The 17,907-nt window shown below is 65.6% G+C and carries 13 protein-coding genes; 4 read left to right on the plus strand and 9 right to left on the minus strand.

What is annotated here, in order from left to right; translation table 11 throughout:
- Positions 1-48 precede the first annotated feature (48 nt).
- Positions 49-840: a LysM peptidoglycan-binding domain-containing protein gene (locus tag SH602x_RS04040; protein ID WP_479475587.1), complete on the plus strand. Its 792-nt coding sequence runs from the start codon at positions 49-51 to the stop codon at positions 838-840.
- Positions 841-909: 69 nt separating this feature from the next.
- Here SH602x_RS04040 and SH602x_RS04045 read toward each other — a convergent pair whose 3' ends face one another.
- A complete protein-coding gene (locus tag SH602x_RS04045) occupies positions 910-2,751 on the minus strand; it encodes a sigma 54-interacting transcriptional regulator (protein ID WP_479475588.1) in 1,842 nt (613 codons plus the stop codon).
- A 461-nt stretch (positions 2,752-3,212) separates the two neighbouring features.
- On the opposite strand from SH602x_RS04045, the gene SH602x_RS04050 reads away from it, so the two are divergent.
- Positions 3,213-4,265 (plus strand): mandelate racemase/muconate lactonizing enzyme family protein, encoded by a 1,053-nt coding sequence (locus tag SH602x_RS04050; protein ID WP_479475589.1) that lies wholly within the window; start codon positions 3,213-3,215, stop codon positions 4,263-4,265.
- Positions 4,266-4,412: 147 nt separating this feature from the next.
- Here SH602x_RS04050 and metE read toward each other — a convergent pair whose 3' ends face one another.
- A complete protein-coding gene (metE, locus tag SH602x_RS04055; RefSeq protein ID WP_479475590.1) occupies positions 4,413-6,701 on the minus strand; it encodes a 5-methyltetrahydropteroyltriglutamate--homocysteine S-methyltransferase in 2,289 nt (762 codons plus the stop codon).
- A gap of 102 nt (positions 6,702-6,803) precedes the next feature.
- On the opposite strand from metE, the gene SH602x_RS04060 reads away from it, so the two are divergent.
- A complete protein-coding gene (locus tag SH602x_RS04060; protein ID WP_479475591.1) occupies positions 6,804-7,730 on the plus strand; it encodes a LysR substrate-binding domain-containing protein in 927 nt (308 codons plus the stop codon).
- Between the two features lie 666 nt (positions 7,731-8,396).
- On the opposite strand, the gene panC is transcribed toward SH602x_RS04060, so the two are convergent.
- The 5 genes from panC to SH602x_RS04085 all read right to left on the minus strand — a co-directional run bounded on the left by panC (position 8,397) and on the right by SH602x_RS04085 (position 13,634).
- Entirely contained in the window at positions 8,397-9,266 is an 870-nt protein-coding gene (gene panC / locus SH602x_RS04065; protein WP_479475592.1) for a pantoate--beta-alanine ligase, read from the minus strand.
- A 157-nt stretch (positions 9,267-9,423) separates the two neighbouring features.
- On the minus strand, positions 9,424-9,810 hold the full coding sequence (locus SH602x_RS04070) for an NUDIX hydrolase (RefSeq protein ID WP_479475593.1): 387 nt from the start codon (positions 9,808-9,810) through the stop codon (positions 9,424-9,426).
- Positions 9,811-9,859: 49 nt separating this feature from the next.
- Positions 9,860-10,762 (minus strand): peptide chain release factor N(5)-glutamine methyltransferase, encoded by a 903-nt coding sequence (gene prmC / locus SH602x_RS04075; RefSeq protein WP_479475594.1) that lies wholly within the window; start codon positions 10,760-10,762, stop codon positions 9,860-9,862.
- Between the two features lie 65 nt (positions 10,763-10,827).
- Positions 10,828-11,904 carry a peptide chain release factor 1 gene (gene prfA / locus SH602x_RS04080; protein ID WP_479475595.1) on the minus strand — a complete coding sequence of 359 codons (1,077 nt, stop codon included), beginning with the start codon at positions 11,902-11,904 and terminating at the stop codon, positions 10,828-10,830.
- Positions 11,905-12,257: 353 nt separating this feature from the next.
- Entirely contained in the window at positions 12,258-13,634 is a 1,377-nt protein-coding gene (locus tag SH602x_RS04085; RefSeq protein ID WP_479475596.1) for a sulfatase family protein, read from the minus strand.
- A 322-nt stretch (positions 13,635-13,956) separates the two neighbouring features.
- On the opposite strand from SH602x_RS04085, the gene SH602x_RS04090 reads away from it, so the two are divergent.
- Entirely contained in the window at positions 13,957-14,754 is a 798-nt protein-coding gene (locus tag SH602x_RS04090; protein WP_479472355.1) for a metallophosphoesterase family protein, read from the plus strand.
- On the opposite strand, the gene SH602x_RS04095 is transcribed toward SH602x_RS04090, so the two are convergent.
- On the minus strand, positions 14,718-15,980 hold the full coding sequence (locus SH602x_RS04095) for a hypothetical protein (RefSeq protein WP_479475597.1): 1,263 nt from the start codon (positions 15,978-15,980) through the stop codon (positions 14,718-14,720). The two genes, SH602x_RS04090 and SH602x_RS04095, sit on opposite strands and share 37 nt — an antisense overlap.
- A complete protein-coding gene (locus SH602x_RS04100) occupies positions 15,977-17,674 on the minus strand; it encodes a hypothetical protein (RefSeq protein ID WP_479475598.1) in 1,698 nt (565 codons plus the stop codon). The genes SH602x_RS04095 and SH602x_RS04100 overlap by 4 nt, the downstream gene beginning before the upstream one ends.
- Between the last annotated feature and the right edge of the window lie 233 nt (positions 17,675-17,907).

Here is a 17,907-nt window from a genome sequence, read left to right on the forward strand (position 1 = left end):
CCTGCCGATCGCTTTCTTCGTCCTTCGTCAGCTGGACCGAGCCCGTCGATGATTCCTCGTGGAGCGCTGGTGGCAGGAGGCTTCGCAGTCGTCGCAGGAGGCGCCGTCTATCTTCTTCGCAATCAATCGCCCGAACGGACCGACGCTCCCGACGTCGATCCGCGCGTGCGATGGGTCGTCGATTCGGGCGGTCCGTCCGGTCTAAAGCCCGACGCCGGGCTCGCGATCCCGGACCCGCTGCAGAGCGTCGCCGCGACCGATAGCCCGGTCTCGGCCAGGCTGGCCTCTGCGGCGATCGAAGAGAGCGCGCTCGTTCCTCCGGCGCGGACTTCGTCTCGACCGACGTTCATCTCCGATCCGGCGCTGTCGCCTCGCTTCGCGGCGCCGGCATCGGCACAGTTCGCTGCATCGCTGCGGAGCGACGCGCGAACGGCTCCGATCGCGCCGCTCGAGGATCCAGCGCGGGCCGTCCTCGCTGTTCAGGAGGCGACCCCCGCGACGCTCGAACTCGCTCCTCCCACGCTGGCGAAGGAGGAAGCCGTGTCGAACCGCCCCGTCGCGATCGGTCGCCATCTCATTCAGGACGGCGACACGCTGGAGGAAATCGCGCTCGCGAACTACGGCGATCGGTCGCTGGCAGCATTTCTGTTCGAGCGGAATCGACGCGTGCTCAAGTACGCCGATCTGCTGCCGGTCGGAAAGGAGATCGTTCTGTACGCTCCGCCCGAGAATCCTCCGGCAGGCGAAACGCCGGCGGCCTCCTCGTTAGTCGCCGCGCCTGTCATTCCCCGCTCCACGCTTCCGGGCGTCGCCCCGCCCGAGCTCGCGCCGTTGGAGTGATGCCGTGAATACGGAAGGGAGTTCGCCTGTGCTATGGCTGCCAGGGCACACCACAGGAAGTCCATTCGACTATCGCTTCAGATCGTACTCTTCGAGCTTGCGATAGAGCGTCGCTCGGCTGATGCCGAGCAGCTTGGCGGCTTGCGGAACTCCGCCGCCGGTGCGCGAGAGCGCCCGCTCGATGAGCTTCTTCTCCCAGCGATCGATGCGGAGGTCGTCGGCTGATTCTTCGGACGACGCGTCGCGGAGGCCCAGGTCCTCGGGATCGATCGTGCTGCTGTCGGCCATCACGACAGCGCTGTCGATCACGTTGCGAAGCTGCCTGACGTTGCCGGGCCACGAGTAGGCGATCAGTCGATCCCGCGCGGCAGGGGCCAGCGTCAGTTGCAGCCGGCCATGCTGGAGCTTGAAGTGCTCGAAGAAGTGATCGACGAGCAGCCCGACGTCCGGACCGCGGTCGCGCAGCGGCGGGATCTGCAGTTCGAAGACGCTCAGGCGGTAGTAGAGGTCCTCGCGGAACTTCTTCTCGCGAACGAACTCCCGCAGATCGCGATTCGTGGCCGCGAGCACCCGCACGTCGACAGAGACTTCCTTCACGCCGCCGACGGGGAGGAATGCATGCCCCTCCAGAATACGGAGCAGCTTCGCCTGCCCTTCGAGCGTCAGCTCGCCGACTTCGTCGAGGAAGAGCGTCCCCGTATCGGCCTGCCGGAAATAGCCCGGATGATCGGCGTCGGCGCTGGTGAAGGAGCCCTTCTTGTGGCCGAAGAGCTGACTCTCCATCAGTTCGGCCGGGATCGCGGCGCAGTTGACCGACAGCATGGGTCGATCCGCTCGCGGGCTCATCCGGTGAAGCGCCCGGGCGACCAGTTCCTTCCCGGAACCGCTCTCGCCGCGGATCAGAACGCAGCCGCTGGCCCTGGCGATCCGCTTGATCTTGTCGAGCAGTTCGACCATCGGCTTGCTCTCGCCGATGAGTTCTCCCTGATCGGCGTTCTTCGCGACCAGGCGGGCGTTCTCCTCCCGCAGGCGGGCCTGTTCGCGAGCGCGGACGAGCGCGATCACGAGCGCGTTGGCGACGAGAATCGCGTAATCGAAGTCGGAGTCTTCGAAGCGGCCCCCCGCGCGGTAGAGATGGATCGCGCCCAGCGTCTCCTCGGAATAGATCAGCGGAACGCAGATCGCTTCGTCGAACGCCGCCAGATCGCGACCGGCGCTGCTGCTGTCCCGGCAATCGACGCGAATGGCGTTCTGTTCGCGGATAACCTTCTGGGTCAGTTCCTTCGACAGGACCGCGCGGTGGGCGTCCTTCTCCGGAATGGCCAGCTTCGGCTTGAGGCGTCCCTCGTCGACCCAGAGGAAGCCGATCACCGTCGCCTTGGTCCGCTCCTTGAGATCTTCCAGCGAGACGCGAACGACGTCGTCGGGATTGGAGTTGCCGAGCAGCCGGACGCTCAGGTCGCTGAAGCGGATGAAGTCCGTATCGGGACCGCGGCCTTTCACGCCGACCGGTTTACGGAGCGAGCCGGCGCTCCGTTTGACGTCGACCTTCGCGCCGAAGTTGAGCGTCTGCGTTCCGGAGAGATCGTCGTCGTCCTCGAACGAGCGGACGCTCGGGCTCGCCCCGCTGAACCGCATCGTAGTCGAGCCGATCCGGATCTTTCCCCCCTCGCGGATGGGCGCCTGCTCGATCTTGCGCCCGTCGAGGAAGGTGCCGTTGCGACTGCTCGAGTCGCGCACGTACCACTCTTCGCCGGCGCGGTAGATCGCGGCGTGAACGCGCGAAGCCAGCGGGTCGGTCAGCACGATCCGGCACTCGGTGCCGCGTCCGATGAGGTTCTCGGACTCTTCGTTCAGCGGGATGGGCCGACCGGCCCGGTCCCCGTCCAGGATGCTCAGAAAAGCGTTCAAGCGGCGTCCGTCATGCGCGGGCGGCGAGAAATGAAGTCTGCCTGCATGCATTGTATCGCATGCCGTCGATCGTCAGCGGGGTCGGAGAGCAGGACGACCGGCGCGTCTTTTTCGCAGCGGGCCAGATGTTATTGGGTGGCCCCGATAGCTCCGCTATCGGGGTCGACGCAGTCGACAAGAGGATTCGACTCGACGCTCAGGTCTTCGTTTCGCTCGCCCTTCGAAGTTCGACCGGGCGATCGCCACGCCGCTCGATGATGTCCTCGCTTTCCGGCTGCCGCTCCTCTTGTCGAACTTCGTTCGACCCAGATTGCAAGCAATCTGGGCCACCCGGAGGAACATTTGAACGCTCCGTATCTCCTCGAAAAGCTACGGTTGTCGGCATTGCCGGCCCTACCGATGCCCGCGACAATCCAGACCTTCTCCCGCCCGTCCCGCCGCGCCTGCTCCGTCGATCGCCCATGCGCATCCGCCGAATCCGAATCCTGCATCCCGAGAACGCCAGCCGGACGCCCGCCTGGAAACGCTCCAAGGGCCACGTCGTCGTGGGTCTCTGGACGGACGACGGACTGGTCGGCCTCGGCGAAGGGGGCGGCGGCGAACGAGGAATTACCTTCCTCGTCGACGAGATCTTTCCCCAGCTCTTGAGCTGGGAGTTCGCCGATCTGGACGGCGCCTTCGCCCGCGTCGCCGAACTGCTGAAGCAGCATCGCGAGCCCCATCAGACGATGGCGCTCAGTTCGCTCGATCTGGCGCTTTGGGATCTCCGCGGCAAAACGCTCGGTCAGCCGGTCGCGCGCCTGCTCGATCCGAAGGTCGATCTCTCCGCGGCGCTGCCGGTCTATCGGGTCGCCACGTCGCGCGACGAAACCATCGCCGCGCTCGACGCCGGCTTCGCGGGCGTAAAGGTCCGCCAGATCGAGGCAGATCGCCAGCCGCGACCGGAAAAGATCACGCGACTCTTTTCCGAGATGCGCGAGGTCGTCGGTCCGGACTATCCGCTGATGCTCGACGCGTTCGGATACTGGACCGCGGAGCAGGCGATGGACGTCGCCCTGGCTTCGTCGGACTTCCGCCCCTACTGGCTGGAAGAGCCGTTTCCGAATTACGACATCGAAAGCTACCGCCGCCTGGTGAACGTCTGCCCGATCCCGATCGCGGGGGGCGAACACGAGACGAACATGGAGCAGTTCGACACGATCATCGACGAGCGGATTCACAGCATCCTTCAGCCGGACATCTCCTGGTGCGGCGGGATGACCGCGCTCAAGGCCCTTTACTCCAAGGCGAGCGACCGGTATCTCCGCGTCTGCCCGCATCGCGGCGGCGAACCGTACGCGCTGCACGCGATCGCGGCGTACGACGGAATGCCGCTGGTCGACGAACCGCGTTACTGGACCGACTGCTACGTCGAACGTCCTCAGCCGCAGAACGGCGTGCTCCGTCTCTCCGACGCCCCCGGCTTCGGGATCTCCGTCGCCGAGAACCGCTGGGAGCGGGACTTCGTCGCCTGAGGCGATTTCGTTCGACGGATCGCACGGTTCACGATCGCGGTCGCCACGAATCATAAAGAAGCCGGCGTGCCTGCGACTGTCGCGGCACGCCGGCTTTCGTGAACTGCCCGATCGCTTCGCTGCGATTGGCCGCATCGAGCAAGAAATCTACGCGGTCGCCGTCAGCCGCTCGCGGCCCTGCTTCGCGGCTTGCGTCAGAATCGGCAACGCGGCGTCGACTTCGCTCCAGGTGCGGGTCTTCAGGCCGCAGTCGGGATTGATCCAGAGCCGCTCGATCGGAAAAGCCGAGAGGGCGCTGTCGATCCGTCGCTCCACCTCTGCCAGCGTCGGCGCGTTGGGCGAATGGATGTCGTACATGCCGGGACCGATCTCGCGGGGGTAGCCGCCGGCGGAGCCGAATTCGCGAGCCAGTTCGTCATGCGAGCGGGCGGCCTCGAGCGTGATCACGTCCGCGTCGAGCGCCACGATGCCGTCGCGGATGTCGCCGAAATCGCTGTAGCACATGTGCGTGTGAATCTGCGTTTCGGAGCGCACGCCCGCGGTCGAGAGGCGAAAGCTTTCCGCCGCCCAGGCGAGATACCCAGCCCGATCGTCCTGCCGCAGCGGCAACCCTTCGCGAAACGCCGGCTCGTCGACCTGCACGATCGCGGTGCCGGCAGCCTCCAGAGCGACGACCTCGTCGCGCAGAGCCAGGGCGATCTGCCGGGCGACCTCCGAACGCGACAGGTCGTCTCGCACGAACGACCATTGCAGGATCGTTACGGGCCCGGTCAGCATGCCCTTCACCGGGAAGGGCGTGAGCGACTGTGCGTACTTAGCCCAACGGACGGTCAGGTCGGCGGGACGATCGACGTCGCCCCAGATGATCGGCGGCTTTACGCAGCGGCTGCCGTACGACTGCACCCAGCCGAACCGGGTGAAGGCGAACCCGCCGAGCCCCTCGGCGAAGTACTCCACCATGTCGTTCCGTTCCGGTTCGCCATGCACGAGCACATCGAGACCGTACGTCTCCTGCTTGCGGATCGCGAACGCGATTTCATTCTCGATCGCCCGGTCGTAGTCTTCCGGCGAAAGTTGCCCGTCGATGAAGCGCTTTCTCGCCGCGCGAATGGCGTCCGTCTGCGGGAACGATCCGATCGTCGTCGTCGGCAGGGGCGGCAACTTGAGTCGCTCGGCCTGCTTCGCCGCGCGGTCGGGATAAGCTTCCGCCCGCTCGGTCATCGCTCGATCGACCGTTGCCGAGCGACTGCGGACAGCGGCGTTCTGCACGCCGGGTTCCTGCTGCCAGGCGGTTCGCGATTCGCGTTCCTCCGCGAACTCGGTTCGCACGGCGACTTCGCCGAATTCGAGCGACCGCTTCAGCAGGCGCAGTTCGTCCAGCTTCTGCAGCGCGAACGCCAGGCGCCCTCGCAGCGCTGGCGGAAGATCGGTCTCGACCGCGGCGTCGTACGGCACGTGCAGCAGCGAACACGACGTCGCTAGCTTCAGCCGGTCGCCCAGCTTTTCGTACAGGGGCTTCAGCCTGCGGTGCGTCTCGTCCAGCGGCGTTCGCCAGATCGAACGCCCGTCGACGACGCCAGCCGAGAGATACTGATCCTCGCGGATCGCCTCCGCCGCTGATTCCCAGGCCTCCGGATCGCGGCAGAGATCGAGATGAATGCCCGCGACCGGCAGATCGCGGAAGAGGTCCCTGCGATCGTTCGTGCGCGCGAAGTACGTCGCCAGCAGCATCGGCGGGCCCGCCTTTCCGAGGCGATCGTACGCCGTGCGAGCAGCGTCAATCCATTCGTCGCTGAGATCGGTCGCCAGGATCGGTTCGTCCATCTGCACGCACGCGACGCCGAGCGACTTCAGCCGGGCGAGCGTCGCGGCATACGCTTCAAGCAGCGCCGGGAGCAGTTCCAGCGGGCTGCCGTCGGCTTCCAGCCAGCGTCCCAGCGCGAGGAACGTCACCGGCCCGACGAGGACGACCTTCAGCGACCGGTCGAAGGTCTTCGCCTCGGCGATCTCGGCGTCGAGCGAACGGTCGATCGTCGAGAACGTGGTCGCCCGATCGAACTCGGGGCGGAGATAGTGGTAGTTCGTGTCGAACCACTTGGTCATCTCGAGCGCGTGCGTCGGCTGGCCCGTCGGCGCCTTGCCGCGCGCCATCAGGAACTGGACGTCCTCGGGGACGTCGGTCGTCCGGAAGCGCTGCGGGACGACGCCGAATCGCCGGGCAAGCGTCAGGACGTGGTCGTACGCGGCGAAGTCGCCGACCGTCAGAAGGTCGAGCCCCGCCTCCTTCTGCGCCTGCCAGCCGAAGGCGCGGATCTGTCGCTGGACGCCCGCCAGTTCGGCGAGCGAAGACTGGCCCTTCCAGTACCGTTCAAGCGCCCGCTTATGTTCGCGGAAGGCTCCGATGCGGGGAAAACCGAGGACGTGGGTCGAGATCATTCGGCATGCGCTCCTTGCGTAAGGCGTCTGAATTCGGGAAGCTTACGCGGAAGGTCGCTTGAGCGATAACGAATTGATCGCCATCTAACTTGAAATCAGCTCATGACCATCGAGCGGCGACATCTGGAGACCCTGCTGGCCATTCGTCAGTCCGGATCGATGCAGCGCGCGGCGGAAGAGCTGGGCCTGACGCAGTCCGCCGTCTCGCATCAGGTGAAGAGCCTGGAGCAGGCGCTCGGGACGCAGTTGCTGCGAAGAGAGGCGCGTCCCGTCACGCTCGCGGAGGCGGGGGACCTGCTCGCGGACTTCGCGGCTCGCACGCTGCCGGAGTTCCACGCGCTCGAGCAGCGGATCCGCGAACTGGGCGAGGGACGATCAGGCCGCCTGCGGATCGGCGTCGAATGCCATACGTGCTACGAGTGGCTGCTGCAGATCATGGACGCCTATCGCCGCGACTGGCCCAGCGTCGAAGTCGATATCGCCGCGGAGCACAAGTTCGCCGCGCTTCCCGCGCTGATCGCAGGCGAACTGGACCTGGTCATCGCCTGCGACCCGGTCGCCCACCGCGGCGTCGGGCTTGCCCCGCTGTTCAAGTACGAGGTCGTGCTCGCCGTACCCGCGGAGAGTCCGCTGGCTTCGAAGCCGTTCGTCGTCGCGGCGGATCTGGCCGATCAGACGGTGATCACCTACCCCGTCGATCCGTCGCGGCTCGATCTGTTTACCGAGTTGCTCTGGCCTGCCGGCGTCTCGCCGCTGGCGCATCGCAAGGTCGAGATGACGTCGGTCATGCTGCAACTGGTCGCGCATGGCCGGGGCGTCGCGGCGATCCCGACCTGGATTCTGGAGACGCTTCCCACCGGGGCCACCGTCGCGACGGTGCCGATCGGCAAGAAGGGTCTGTGGAAGACGCTCTACGCCGCCGTGCGAGAATCCGACGCGAAGACGCCCTTCGTGCGAGCCTTCGCCCGCACCGCCAGCGAACAGTCGCTCGCCGCCTTCGAGCGGGTGAAGAAGGCAAGCCGGGGGTAGGCGATGGCAAGGACGTCGCTCGTAGACGAAGTCCCTACCCGTGCCAAGATTCGCCCCAGTTCAGCAGCCAGCACCTTTCATGCTGATCGATGCTACACCACGCCATGCACTCTGCAGCGTCGACTCGAATTGCGCTGTCGACGCTCTCGGCTAACCATGCTGGAATCCAAGTCAGCAATAGGGCCCTGTCAGAATGGCCCGGCAAGCCAGCCAATAGGAGCCAACAATCCCAAGGCGGCATTCCTTCTTCGTCAATGAATCCTTGCGACTCTGCCTCGGCCGCGCCGTCGAATAGAGAAGAATTCCAATCGACCGCAAGAAGCGAACGGTCGCGAGTCAGATCCGTCGCGATTTCCGCAGTCGATAGTGGCGAACCGGGATTAATTGCCGCTCGGAGCTTGAGGAAGCGCTCGAATGCTGATGTCACATCGTTCGAAAACGAAGTACTGCACGAACGAGGGAAGACGTCACGGGCGGCTGGCTCTAGCTCCCGGCTTCGAAATGTCTGGTAGAGGTCCTGATCCTCTACCGAACGGGTGCGACGACTTCCACACCAAGAAAGGCACTCTGACAACGACGACTTCAACGAGTTCGGTTCGACGTTCAATTGCTCGATTGACACGGGCAATACCTCCAGGTTTTTCTCGTCGAATCACTTACGCTCGCTCATTCGAACTCTTCGCCGAGAACTGCGTTGTCGATCAGTCGCGTCGACCCGACGCGGACGGCGAGGAGCGCCACGGTCCGATCGTGTGCCTCGTCGCCTGCTGAGAGCGTCTCGGGCTCGACGAGAACCGCGTAGTCGATCGAATCGACGGCAGCCATCAGATCGCGTCGGAGAATTTCCTCCAGCCTGGCGATCGACCGTTCGCCTGAGCGGTAGGCCTCGACCGTCGCGCGCAGCGATCGGGAAAGAGCGAGCGCTCGCGTCCGCTCTTCCGGCGAGAGATACGCGTTTCGCGAACTCATCGCCAGTCCGTCGGGTTCGCGAAGCGTCGGCTGGACTCGCACTTCGACCGGCACGTCGAGGTCACGGGTCATCCGTCCGATCACGCGCGCCTGCTGAAAGTCTTTGCGTCCGAAGAACGCGACGTCGGGCGTCGCCATCAGGAAGAGTTTCAGGACGACCGTGCAGACGCCGCGAAAGTGACCCGGTCGGCGTTCGCCTTCGAGGGGGCCCGCAGACTCGGGCGGTTCGACGTAGGTCGCGAAGCCCTGCGGATAGACTTCGTCGACGGTCGGAATGAACGCGACTGCGACTCCGGCGGAACCGAGCAGGTCGAGATCGCGTTCCAGCGTCCTCGGATACTTCGCCAGATCCTCCCGCGGGCCGAACTGCGTCGGATTGACGAAGATCGTCGCGATCGTGGCGTGCCCCTCGTCGATCGACGCGCGGACGAGGCTCAGATGGCCCTCATGCAGCGCGCCCATCGTGGGGACGAGACCGATCGTGCGACCTGCACGGCGAAGATCGGCGACCGCCGCCCTTAACTGGGCGACGGAGGTGACGACGTGCAGAGACGATTCCTCGGACATGACAGCTCTTCTGCGAAATGCCTGGGTGGCTCAGACGGCCTGCAATCTGAGTCGGTCGAAGCTCGACAAGAGGAGTTGCGGCAGGTTCGATCCGATGTCGTCGAGACGTCTAGCGACCGCGCCGCGACTTGCTCATCGTCGGCGACTCACGGAGCCGTCAATCTATCGAACGGATCGCGGAGCAGCATACTGCCACCTCGCTTTGCCCGGCGTCGAAAGCCCGATCAATTCGCGTCGCTTTCGATATGGCGACGATGAACTGCACGGGATCCTCGTTGCGGTAATGCACCGTCAAGTGCAACTTGCTGGGCGTTGAGCGACGCCACTCCAACCGCTCCGCATCGTCGAGGGGAATCCAGATCGACTCCGCTTCCTCGTCGCTCGCATCTCCGTCAGCGAACGCTAGTTCGAGTCGGTCGCGGATGGTTTCGCAGAACGTTTCATACGCGTCGTCGCCATGCTCACGATAAACGTCGTCCGCGCAGTCTCGAATCACGCCCAGAAGTTCTTCGGCCTTCTCGCGACCTTCGTTCGCCTGACTCATGGTGTCGCCTCAGTCGAATCGTTAAGCCGCGGGCGGCTATCGCAGCCGACTACGCCCGCTTCCTCGCCACGACGATCCTCGCGTGGCCGGCGAGATCCTTCTTGATCGCCACGTCGACCCACTGCGCGTCGTCGAACAATTTGTGCGCCGCTTCCGCGATCATGGGGCTCAGTTCGATCATCACGCGGCCCCCCGGCGCGAGGCGTTCGTACGCCTGCGGAACCAGCCGGGCGATCGTTTCCACGCCGGTCGGTCCGCCGACGAGCGCGGTCCTCGGTTCCTGCTCGCGAACCTCTCGGCCCAGCGTCTTGTACTCCGCTTCCGAAACGTAGGGCGGATTGCTGACGATCACGTCGAACGCCGGCTCTCCCTGCGTCGGGGCCAGAAGATCGCCTTCGACGAACGTCACGCGATCGGTGACGCCGTGGCGTTCGCCGTTGCGCTTCGCCACCGCGAGCGCGTCGGGCGAGATGTCGATCGCCGTGACGGTCGCCTCCGGAACCTGCTTCGCGATCGTGACGGCCAGGCAACCGCTTCCCGTGCCGACGTCGGCGACGCGGACGGTCGCTCCGTCGGCGATCTGGCCGCTCTTTCGCATCGCGGCGATGGCTTCGGCCGCCAGGACGACGATCGCTTCGGTCTCCGGTCGGGGAATCAGCGTGGCGCTCGTCACCTCGAAGGGGAGCGAGAAAAACTCCTTCTCCCCCAGCAGGTAAGCCACCGGCGTGCCGCTTCCGCGACGCTTGACCAGGTCGCGGAACTTGCCCCGGGCTTCCTCAGGCACCGCTTCGCCGAAGGAGGCGTAGAGCATGATCCGCGGCCGCGCCAGTGCATGCGCGAGCAGCACCTCCGCATCCAGGCGGGGCGAGTCGGCATTCTTCTGCTTCAGAAAGTCGGTCGTCCACTGCAGGAGTCGACCGACCGTCCAAACGTCGCCGTCAGTCTGCGACAAGCGTTCTCCTCCTTGAAGGGGCGGCTCCGACGCGAACGAATGACGTCCGAGACGCGAAGGCGCGTTTACTTCGCTTCGACGTCTTCGAACGATCCTCGCAGCTCGGCCCGGCTGGCGTCGATCAGAGCGTCGATGATCGGCTGAAGATTGCCGGCCATGACCTGATCGAGGTTCATCTTGTAGCCGATCGAGTGATGCGTCACCCGGTTCTCGGGAAAGTTGTACGTCCTGATCCGCTGACTCCGGTCGCCCGATCCGACGAGCGTCTTGCGCTCCGCCGAGCGCTTCTGGTCCTCGATCATCCGGAAGTGTTCGTAGACCCGCGACTTGAGAATGCGAAGCGCCTTGGCGAAGTTCTTGTGTTGGCTCTTCTCATCCTGGATCGCGACGACGATGTTCGTTTCGAGGTGCGTCAGGCGGACGGCGGACTCGGTCTTATTGACGTGCTGACCGCCCGGGCCGCTGGCTGTGTAGAGATCCTTGCGGTAGTCGCCCGGTTTGAGATCGACTTCGACGTCTTCGGGTTCGGGCAGCACCGCGACGGTCGCCGCCGACGTGTGGATGCGACCCTTGGCCTCGGTCGCGGGAACGCGCTGCACGCGATGGCCGCCCGATTCGTATTGCAGCTCGCGAAAGACGCCCTCCCCTTCGATGCCGAGGGTGATGCTCTTGAAGCCCCCCAGTTCGGTCGGGCTGGCTTCGAGCAGTTCGATCTTCCAGCGCTTCGTCTCGGCGAAGCGTTTGTACATTTCGTACAGGTCGCCCGCGAAGAGCGCTGCCTCGTCGCCCCCCGCGCCGGCGCGGATTTCCATGACGATGCGCGTCCGCATGGCATCTTCGCCGCCGATCGTCAGGCCGAGAATGTCGTCCCAGATCTTCTCGCGTTCGACGCGCAGGTCGCCCTGTTCTTCCTGCGCCATTTCCCGGGCGTCGGAGTCCTCGGATTCGAGCAGCTCCTTCAGCTCGGCCATCTCCCGGTTGATCTGCTTGTACCGGCGATACTTCGTCGCCAGCTTCGCCAGCGAGCCGTGCTCCCGCATCGCGTCGGCGATCGAAATTGTCGGCGGAAGCGCGGAGGGGTCGGAGACCAGGTGTTCGAGCTCCTCGAATCGAGAAAGCTTCTGTTCGAGCATCTCCCGCATCGGGCGGTTCTTTCAGGCAGATCGGTAAGGGGCGAGATCGCGTAACGGTCGTCTGGGCGGAGAGCGAGACTCGTCCGCGCCGAACTTCGTCGCTAATAGAACCGCCCGCTTCGTCGTCTGCCCGTCATCGCCTGGACTCCGTTCGCTCGCTGGTCGCCTGGGATCGTGCGTCAGGCGGAATCCCCGGATTGTATCGCCATCCGGCTGCTTCGGCGATGCGAGAGGGGCATGCATCGCAGGAGCGTCGCCCGGCGAGCGGGGGGTGTAAATCTCCCGAGTTTGCAGGCGCAGTCACGATTCGGCCTCGGGGGATTCACATCCCCCGCTCGCCAAGAGAGCGAACGAAACGCCGCTCAACCTCTCGGGGGCGCCCACGCACTCGGTTTGGGCGAGGCGACGCGCAGCGGCAATTCGTTGCCCAGTTCGCCCTGCGACTGTTTCAGCCGGGCGAGCAGTTCTTCGGCCGTCTTCCGATGTTCGGGCGACTGCGCCAGATCGTGCAGTTCCTGCGGGTCGTTCTCCAGATCGAAGAGCTGCGTCACGTCGACGTTCGGGTAACGGATCAACTTCCAGCGGTCGGTGACGAGCGCCCGCTGCACCTGGCGATACCCGAGGACCAGTTCCTTTCGCGCCGGGAGTTCCGGCGCCGCGACGACGTCGACGAACGATCGGCCGTCGATGCCCTTCGGCGCGGGCAAGCCGGCCAGTTCGCAGAGCGTCGGGTAGAGATCGATCAGGTAGACGAGCGCATTCGACTCGCCCTGTTTCACGCCGGGTCCGGCGACGAGGAACGGCACGCCCATCGAGTGCTCGTACAGGTTCTGCTTCCCGAGCAGGCCGTGACTGCCGACGGCGATTCCCTGATCGGCGGTGAAGACGAAGATCGTGTCGTCGGCGAAGCCATGTTCTTCGAGGGATTCCTGAAGACGTCCGATCTGATGGTCCATCGCCGTGACGACGGCGTAGTAATTGAGCAGCGTCTGCCGCACGTCGGATTCCGTGCGGGGCCAGGGGAGCAGGCGTTCGTCGCGCACGCTCATCTCCCCATTGTCGAACGGATGCTGCGGCAGGTAATTCGCGGGCAGCGTCAGCTTCTCCGCGTCGTACCCTTCGTACCACCGCTCGTCTGCCACTCGCGGGTCATGCGGATTCGCCGGCGCAAGGAACATCAGGAAGGGCTTGCCGTCCGCGGCCTGAGCTCGCTGGTCGAGGAAGGCGATCGCGTCGTCGACGGTCTCCTTCGTCGGTTCGCCGTCGGTCCGGGCGACCTCGTCGTTCTTCAGATACCGGTCGAAGTCGAACTGGGCCTGAATGCCCTTGGCGCCGTTGGCGTTCTTGCTGTGCGAGTACGTCACGTACCCCGCCCTGCCGAACGACCAGGGAACGTTCGGCGGCTTGGGCGACGCATCGGGCGAGGCGCCGAAGCGAAAGAAAGCGTCGCCGCTGAGGAGCATGTTCCGGCTCGGTCGGCAGACGGCGCCGCTGTTTCCTCCCATGCAGTACGCGCGGCGAAAGACCAGACCGCGCTGCGCGAGCGCATCGAGGTGCGGCGTCTTCACGTCGGGATTGCCGAGCGCCCCAATGGTGTCGGGCCGCATGTCGTCAGCGAGAAAGATCACGACGTTCGGCGGTATTCGACTCGCTCCGACCGGTTCATCGGCCAGCGAAAACGAGCCTGCGAACGCGGCCAGCGCCAGGCAGAGCGACGTGCAGCGAACCGTTACGCTCATAGACCTCGCTCCTCGTCTTGATTTAGACGATTTCCTGGCATCAAACGTCGCTTGAGGGCAACGTATCCGTGAAGCGTCGCTGCGCAGAGCAGTCCGCAACCGACCGAAACCGCCGCCAGGATGGCTGGCGATTCCGACCGGACCATAACGGGCATAGCGCATAGCAGGACGAATACGGGAGCCAAAACATACGCCAGCCAGAGGGGGATATTCGGAACGTTCATCTGTTCCCTTCGAAGTCGATCGCCCTACGGTTGCAACCGCCTGGATTGTATCGTGAGTCTACCCTGCTTCTGTCCGATTTCCCTGCGGTCACGTGGTCATGCTGCTCGCCTGGGTTTCCGATCTGCATTTCGAGAACGCGGAGGCGCCCGACGCCGTCGACCGCATCGTCGACGCCTGGAATCGGAGCGCCGCGGAGGCCGTCGTCTGCACGGGCGACATCGCGGAGGGGGCCCTGCTGCTGCCGACGCTTAGCCGGATCGACGACCGCCTGACGAAGCCTTTTTACTTCGTGCTGGGAAACCACGACTTCTACGACGGGTCGATCGACGCGATCCGGCAGCAGGTCGCGACGCTCGCCCGGCGCAGTCGCAGACTGAACTATCTCACCGCGGAAGGTCCGGTCACGCTCAACGACGGGACGGCGCTCGTCGGCGACGACGGCTGGTCCGACGGTCGCGTCGGAAGCTTCCTGACCTCCGACGTGACGATGCGGGACTACGAGCGAATCCCGGAACTGTCCGGCATCGCGAGCTCGTTGCTTGCGGAGCGACTGTTCCGGTTGGGAACGGGCTCGGCGGAGCGTCTTCGTCCCAAGCTGGACGCGGCGGTCGCTTCGACCCGGACCGTTCTGGTCGCGACGCACGTTCCGCCGTTTCGACAGGCTTGCCGATACAAGGGCTACATCGCGGACGATTGCTGGGCGCCCCACTTCGTCTGCGGCTCGATGGGCGAGGCGCTGACCGAGGTCGCTCTCCTGTATCCTGATCGGCGGGTCGAGACGTACTGCGGCCACTGCCATCATGCAGCCGCGTACCGCCCGCTGTCGAACCTGACGGTCTACGCCAGCGGCGCCTGCTATCAGGATGCGGGTAAGACGCGGCTGATCGCGTGCTGAGCCCGCGCTTCCAGGTCGAAGGCTGGCACGGGATCGCTCTCGTGCGCGAGCGGATCGAGCCGGTTCCAGCTTTCGTACGGCTCCTCGCCCCGCCAGAGACAGAGCGCCCGGCAAGCGTGCGAGAGATACGTGGTTTCCTCCCGCACGTCCTTCTCCGACATCGCGTCGATCTGGCGGACGAGCCACTGCGACGCCCTCACGACGGTCTCCCGGGGCGGGTGATATTCCGGGGACGCCATCGCCCAGAACTCCAGCACATGGCCGGTCATCAGGATGCGGCCCGCGCGCGGCGACATCTCTTCATCAGGAATGCGATGCGGCGCGAGGCCGTTGACCTGCCAGTACCCGCCGGCAGTCTGCGTGACGATCAGCGTCGCCGTCGCCTGCGCCAGATGCTCGCGCAGCCGCGTGCGCGAAGCGGGCTTCAGCCAGCCGCGACCGCTCGCTTCCGCTTCGCGATCGAGGCGTTCCAGAACGGCGAGCGCGTAGAGGCGATGGTTGCCGTAGCAGCAACCCTGATCGAGCGTCTGCCGCATCAGGCGTTCGGCCAGATGATCGAGCGAGACGATCTGTCCGTCCGCCGCCGCGAAAGGTCGCGACGGGTCTTCCGCGAACAGAAGGTACGCCAGCGCGGACCATTCGTACTCCGGCTGAGCGAAGGCGAAGTTCGTGAACGCGCCGTCGAGCAGATCGCGGACCGTCGCCTGACCCTCCGCCGTCGAGACGCGAAAGTTCGCCGGCGTTCCCACTTCCGCGAGCGTCGCCAGCGTGTGGTCGACGTGGCTCGAAGTGGACGGGCCCTTCTGCACGCGGACCAGCAGCCCGGTCCCGGAACTGCGCATCAGCGGCGGCGTCGCGGCGCCGTAGACGTCGACGAAGGCCCGATGATCGATCAGCAACTGCCGCATCGCTTCCCCCGACAGCGACTGCCGATCCTGGAACTCCGCAGGCAGTCCCCAGCAGCGGAGCGCGTGGTCGACGTTATTGATCTTGATCTCGCCGCGCCGGAAGCGGGGGCGGAGCTTGACCAGGACGCTCGCAAGCTGCTCGTCGTTCAACGCCTCGGGCAAGTTTGTCGTGGTCGTCAGTCGCCGCGGCTGTTCGAGCCAGCGGAGCGGCCCTGCCTGCGAACGAACGTCGGAATAGCCGAGCGACGCGGCTGCGACGAGCGCGATCGCCATCGACGCGACGGCGACCGGAGCGAGCGTATTGCTGAGACGCTTCATCGCCTGCGGTCCTCCCGTCGAAAGATGACGAGCGCGTCGTCGGCGGCGACCTCGCGCCACCGCGGTTCGGAACGAACGAGCTCGACCAGTTCCGCCTGCCGCCGCGCGTCGAGCAGCAGGGTCTTCGTTTCGTAGCGGTCCAGAATCGCATCCCAGCCGTCGTCGCCGGCGAGAACGCGAGCGACGTCGTCTCGCACGGAGGGGGGGAGCGTCGCCTGTCGAGCGTCCGTGAGCAGTCGCGGAATCTGCCGGGGAGATGTCGGGCGCTTCGCGTCCTCGACCAGGCTCTGGAAGGCGAAGGCCTCGCTCCACCAGGGGGACGCGAAGACGACGCCGGCGTCGAAGGCTTCTGCGGGGAGATCCGCGAGCGGAGCGTCGATGACGACCGATTCGAGCGTCTCGCTCTCGCGTCCCCGCAGCGTATCGCTCACAGGAGTCATCAGAAACGCGCCGGCGATCGACAGGCAGGCGACGCCGGTCGGTATCCACTGCGCGAATGGGTGACGGGCCGCATCCTCTTCGTCGAGAGGCGAGCGATGACCTTCTTCGTGCTGCTTTGTGCGAGCGATGCGGTAGCGATCGAGTCGATCGCGAAACTCTCGCCAGACCGGCGGAAGAACCAGCGCCCCCAGCAGGGGCAGCGTCCAGAGGCGGCCCTCTGTCGAGGCGAACGCGAACGACAGACCGCCGGCGAGGAGCAGCGTTTCGACCCAGCGGCAGCGGAACGCTCCTTTCGCGAGTCCCCGCGCGGCCGCGGCCAGGATGACCGCCGCGAGCAGGCCGGCGAGGCTCCACGCTGCTACCGGAACGAAAGGACCCAGCGCCGCGACGAACGGATCGTTCGCGAGCGGCAGCGTCAGCAGGCCCCACAGCTTCCAGCCGTATGGATTGGCCAGCGTGGCGAGCGTCGACGCCAGCGCGGTCGAGAGCCCGACGCAGACGCTCGCTTCGCCGCCCAGGCGACCGGCGCGGCGATCCTGCACGATCTCGATCGTCCGCCCCAGCGTCACGAGCCAGAGCGCGCCCAGACCGAGCACCCAACTGGCGTCGAGGTTCGCCCAGAGAGCGAACAGGACCGGCAGCGCCGCGAGACAGACGCGAGCTCGGACGCGCGACCGGGGCGATGGGAGAAAGGGAGCGTCGACCCGGTTCCAGAGATTCGCTCCCGCGATCAGCAGGAAGAGCGCCGGCATCAGGACGAAGCCGAAGCGGGCGGTTCCGGCCGCGTCGTAAAAGCCCCAGCCGACGGCGATCGTCCAGAGCAGCGTCGGGCAGGCTGCCGAGAAGTCGCCGCTGCGCCGGACGGCCCAGCCGCACCAGAGTCCGCTCGCGGCCGTCGCGAGAGCAGCCGAAAGAATCAGCAGTCCGGAGACTCCGAAGAGGTTCCAGACCGCTCGCTCGACCAGCGCGCCGCCTGCGTTCAACATGACGAAGCGGGCTTCGTCTGCATACGGGAGTATCGGATCGGCGGCGGGCAGGCGACCCTCCGCGACGATCGCCTCTGCGTGAATCAAATCGCGGAAGATGCCGCTGGGCCGTAACGGCAACGCACACTGCACGACGAACAGAAGCGAAAGCGTCGCGATCGCAGCCGCCTGCGTTCCGGATACCTGCGTCCGGGACGATGCCCAGGCGGACGCTCGGTCGCCGACAGCGGGGAGCAGCGAGAGCAGTCGGCCGGTCTGCACAGCCATCGCGATCGTCAGTTCGAAAGGCAGAAGGGACGACAGGCGCAAAGCGAGCGTCGACTCCTGCCTCCATCGGCCGGCGGAACCCCGTTGCGTGATCGGAGGCGATTCCGTGAATGCGACCCTCACGACCGGCGCCGGCGCGAGCGAGTTTCTCGATCGCGTTCGTCCGTCGAAAGTTGCCTGACCGTCAAGGTCGCGGGCCCAAGTGGGAAGATACGACGCGCCGTACGGCTTGC

The organism is Lignipirellula cremea, from assembly GCF_056501455.1.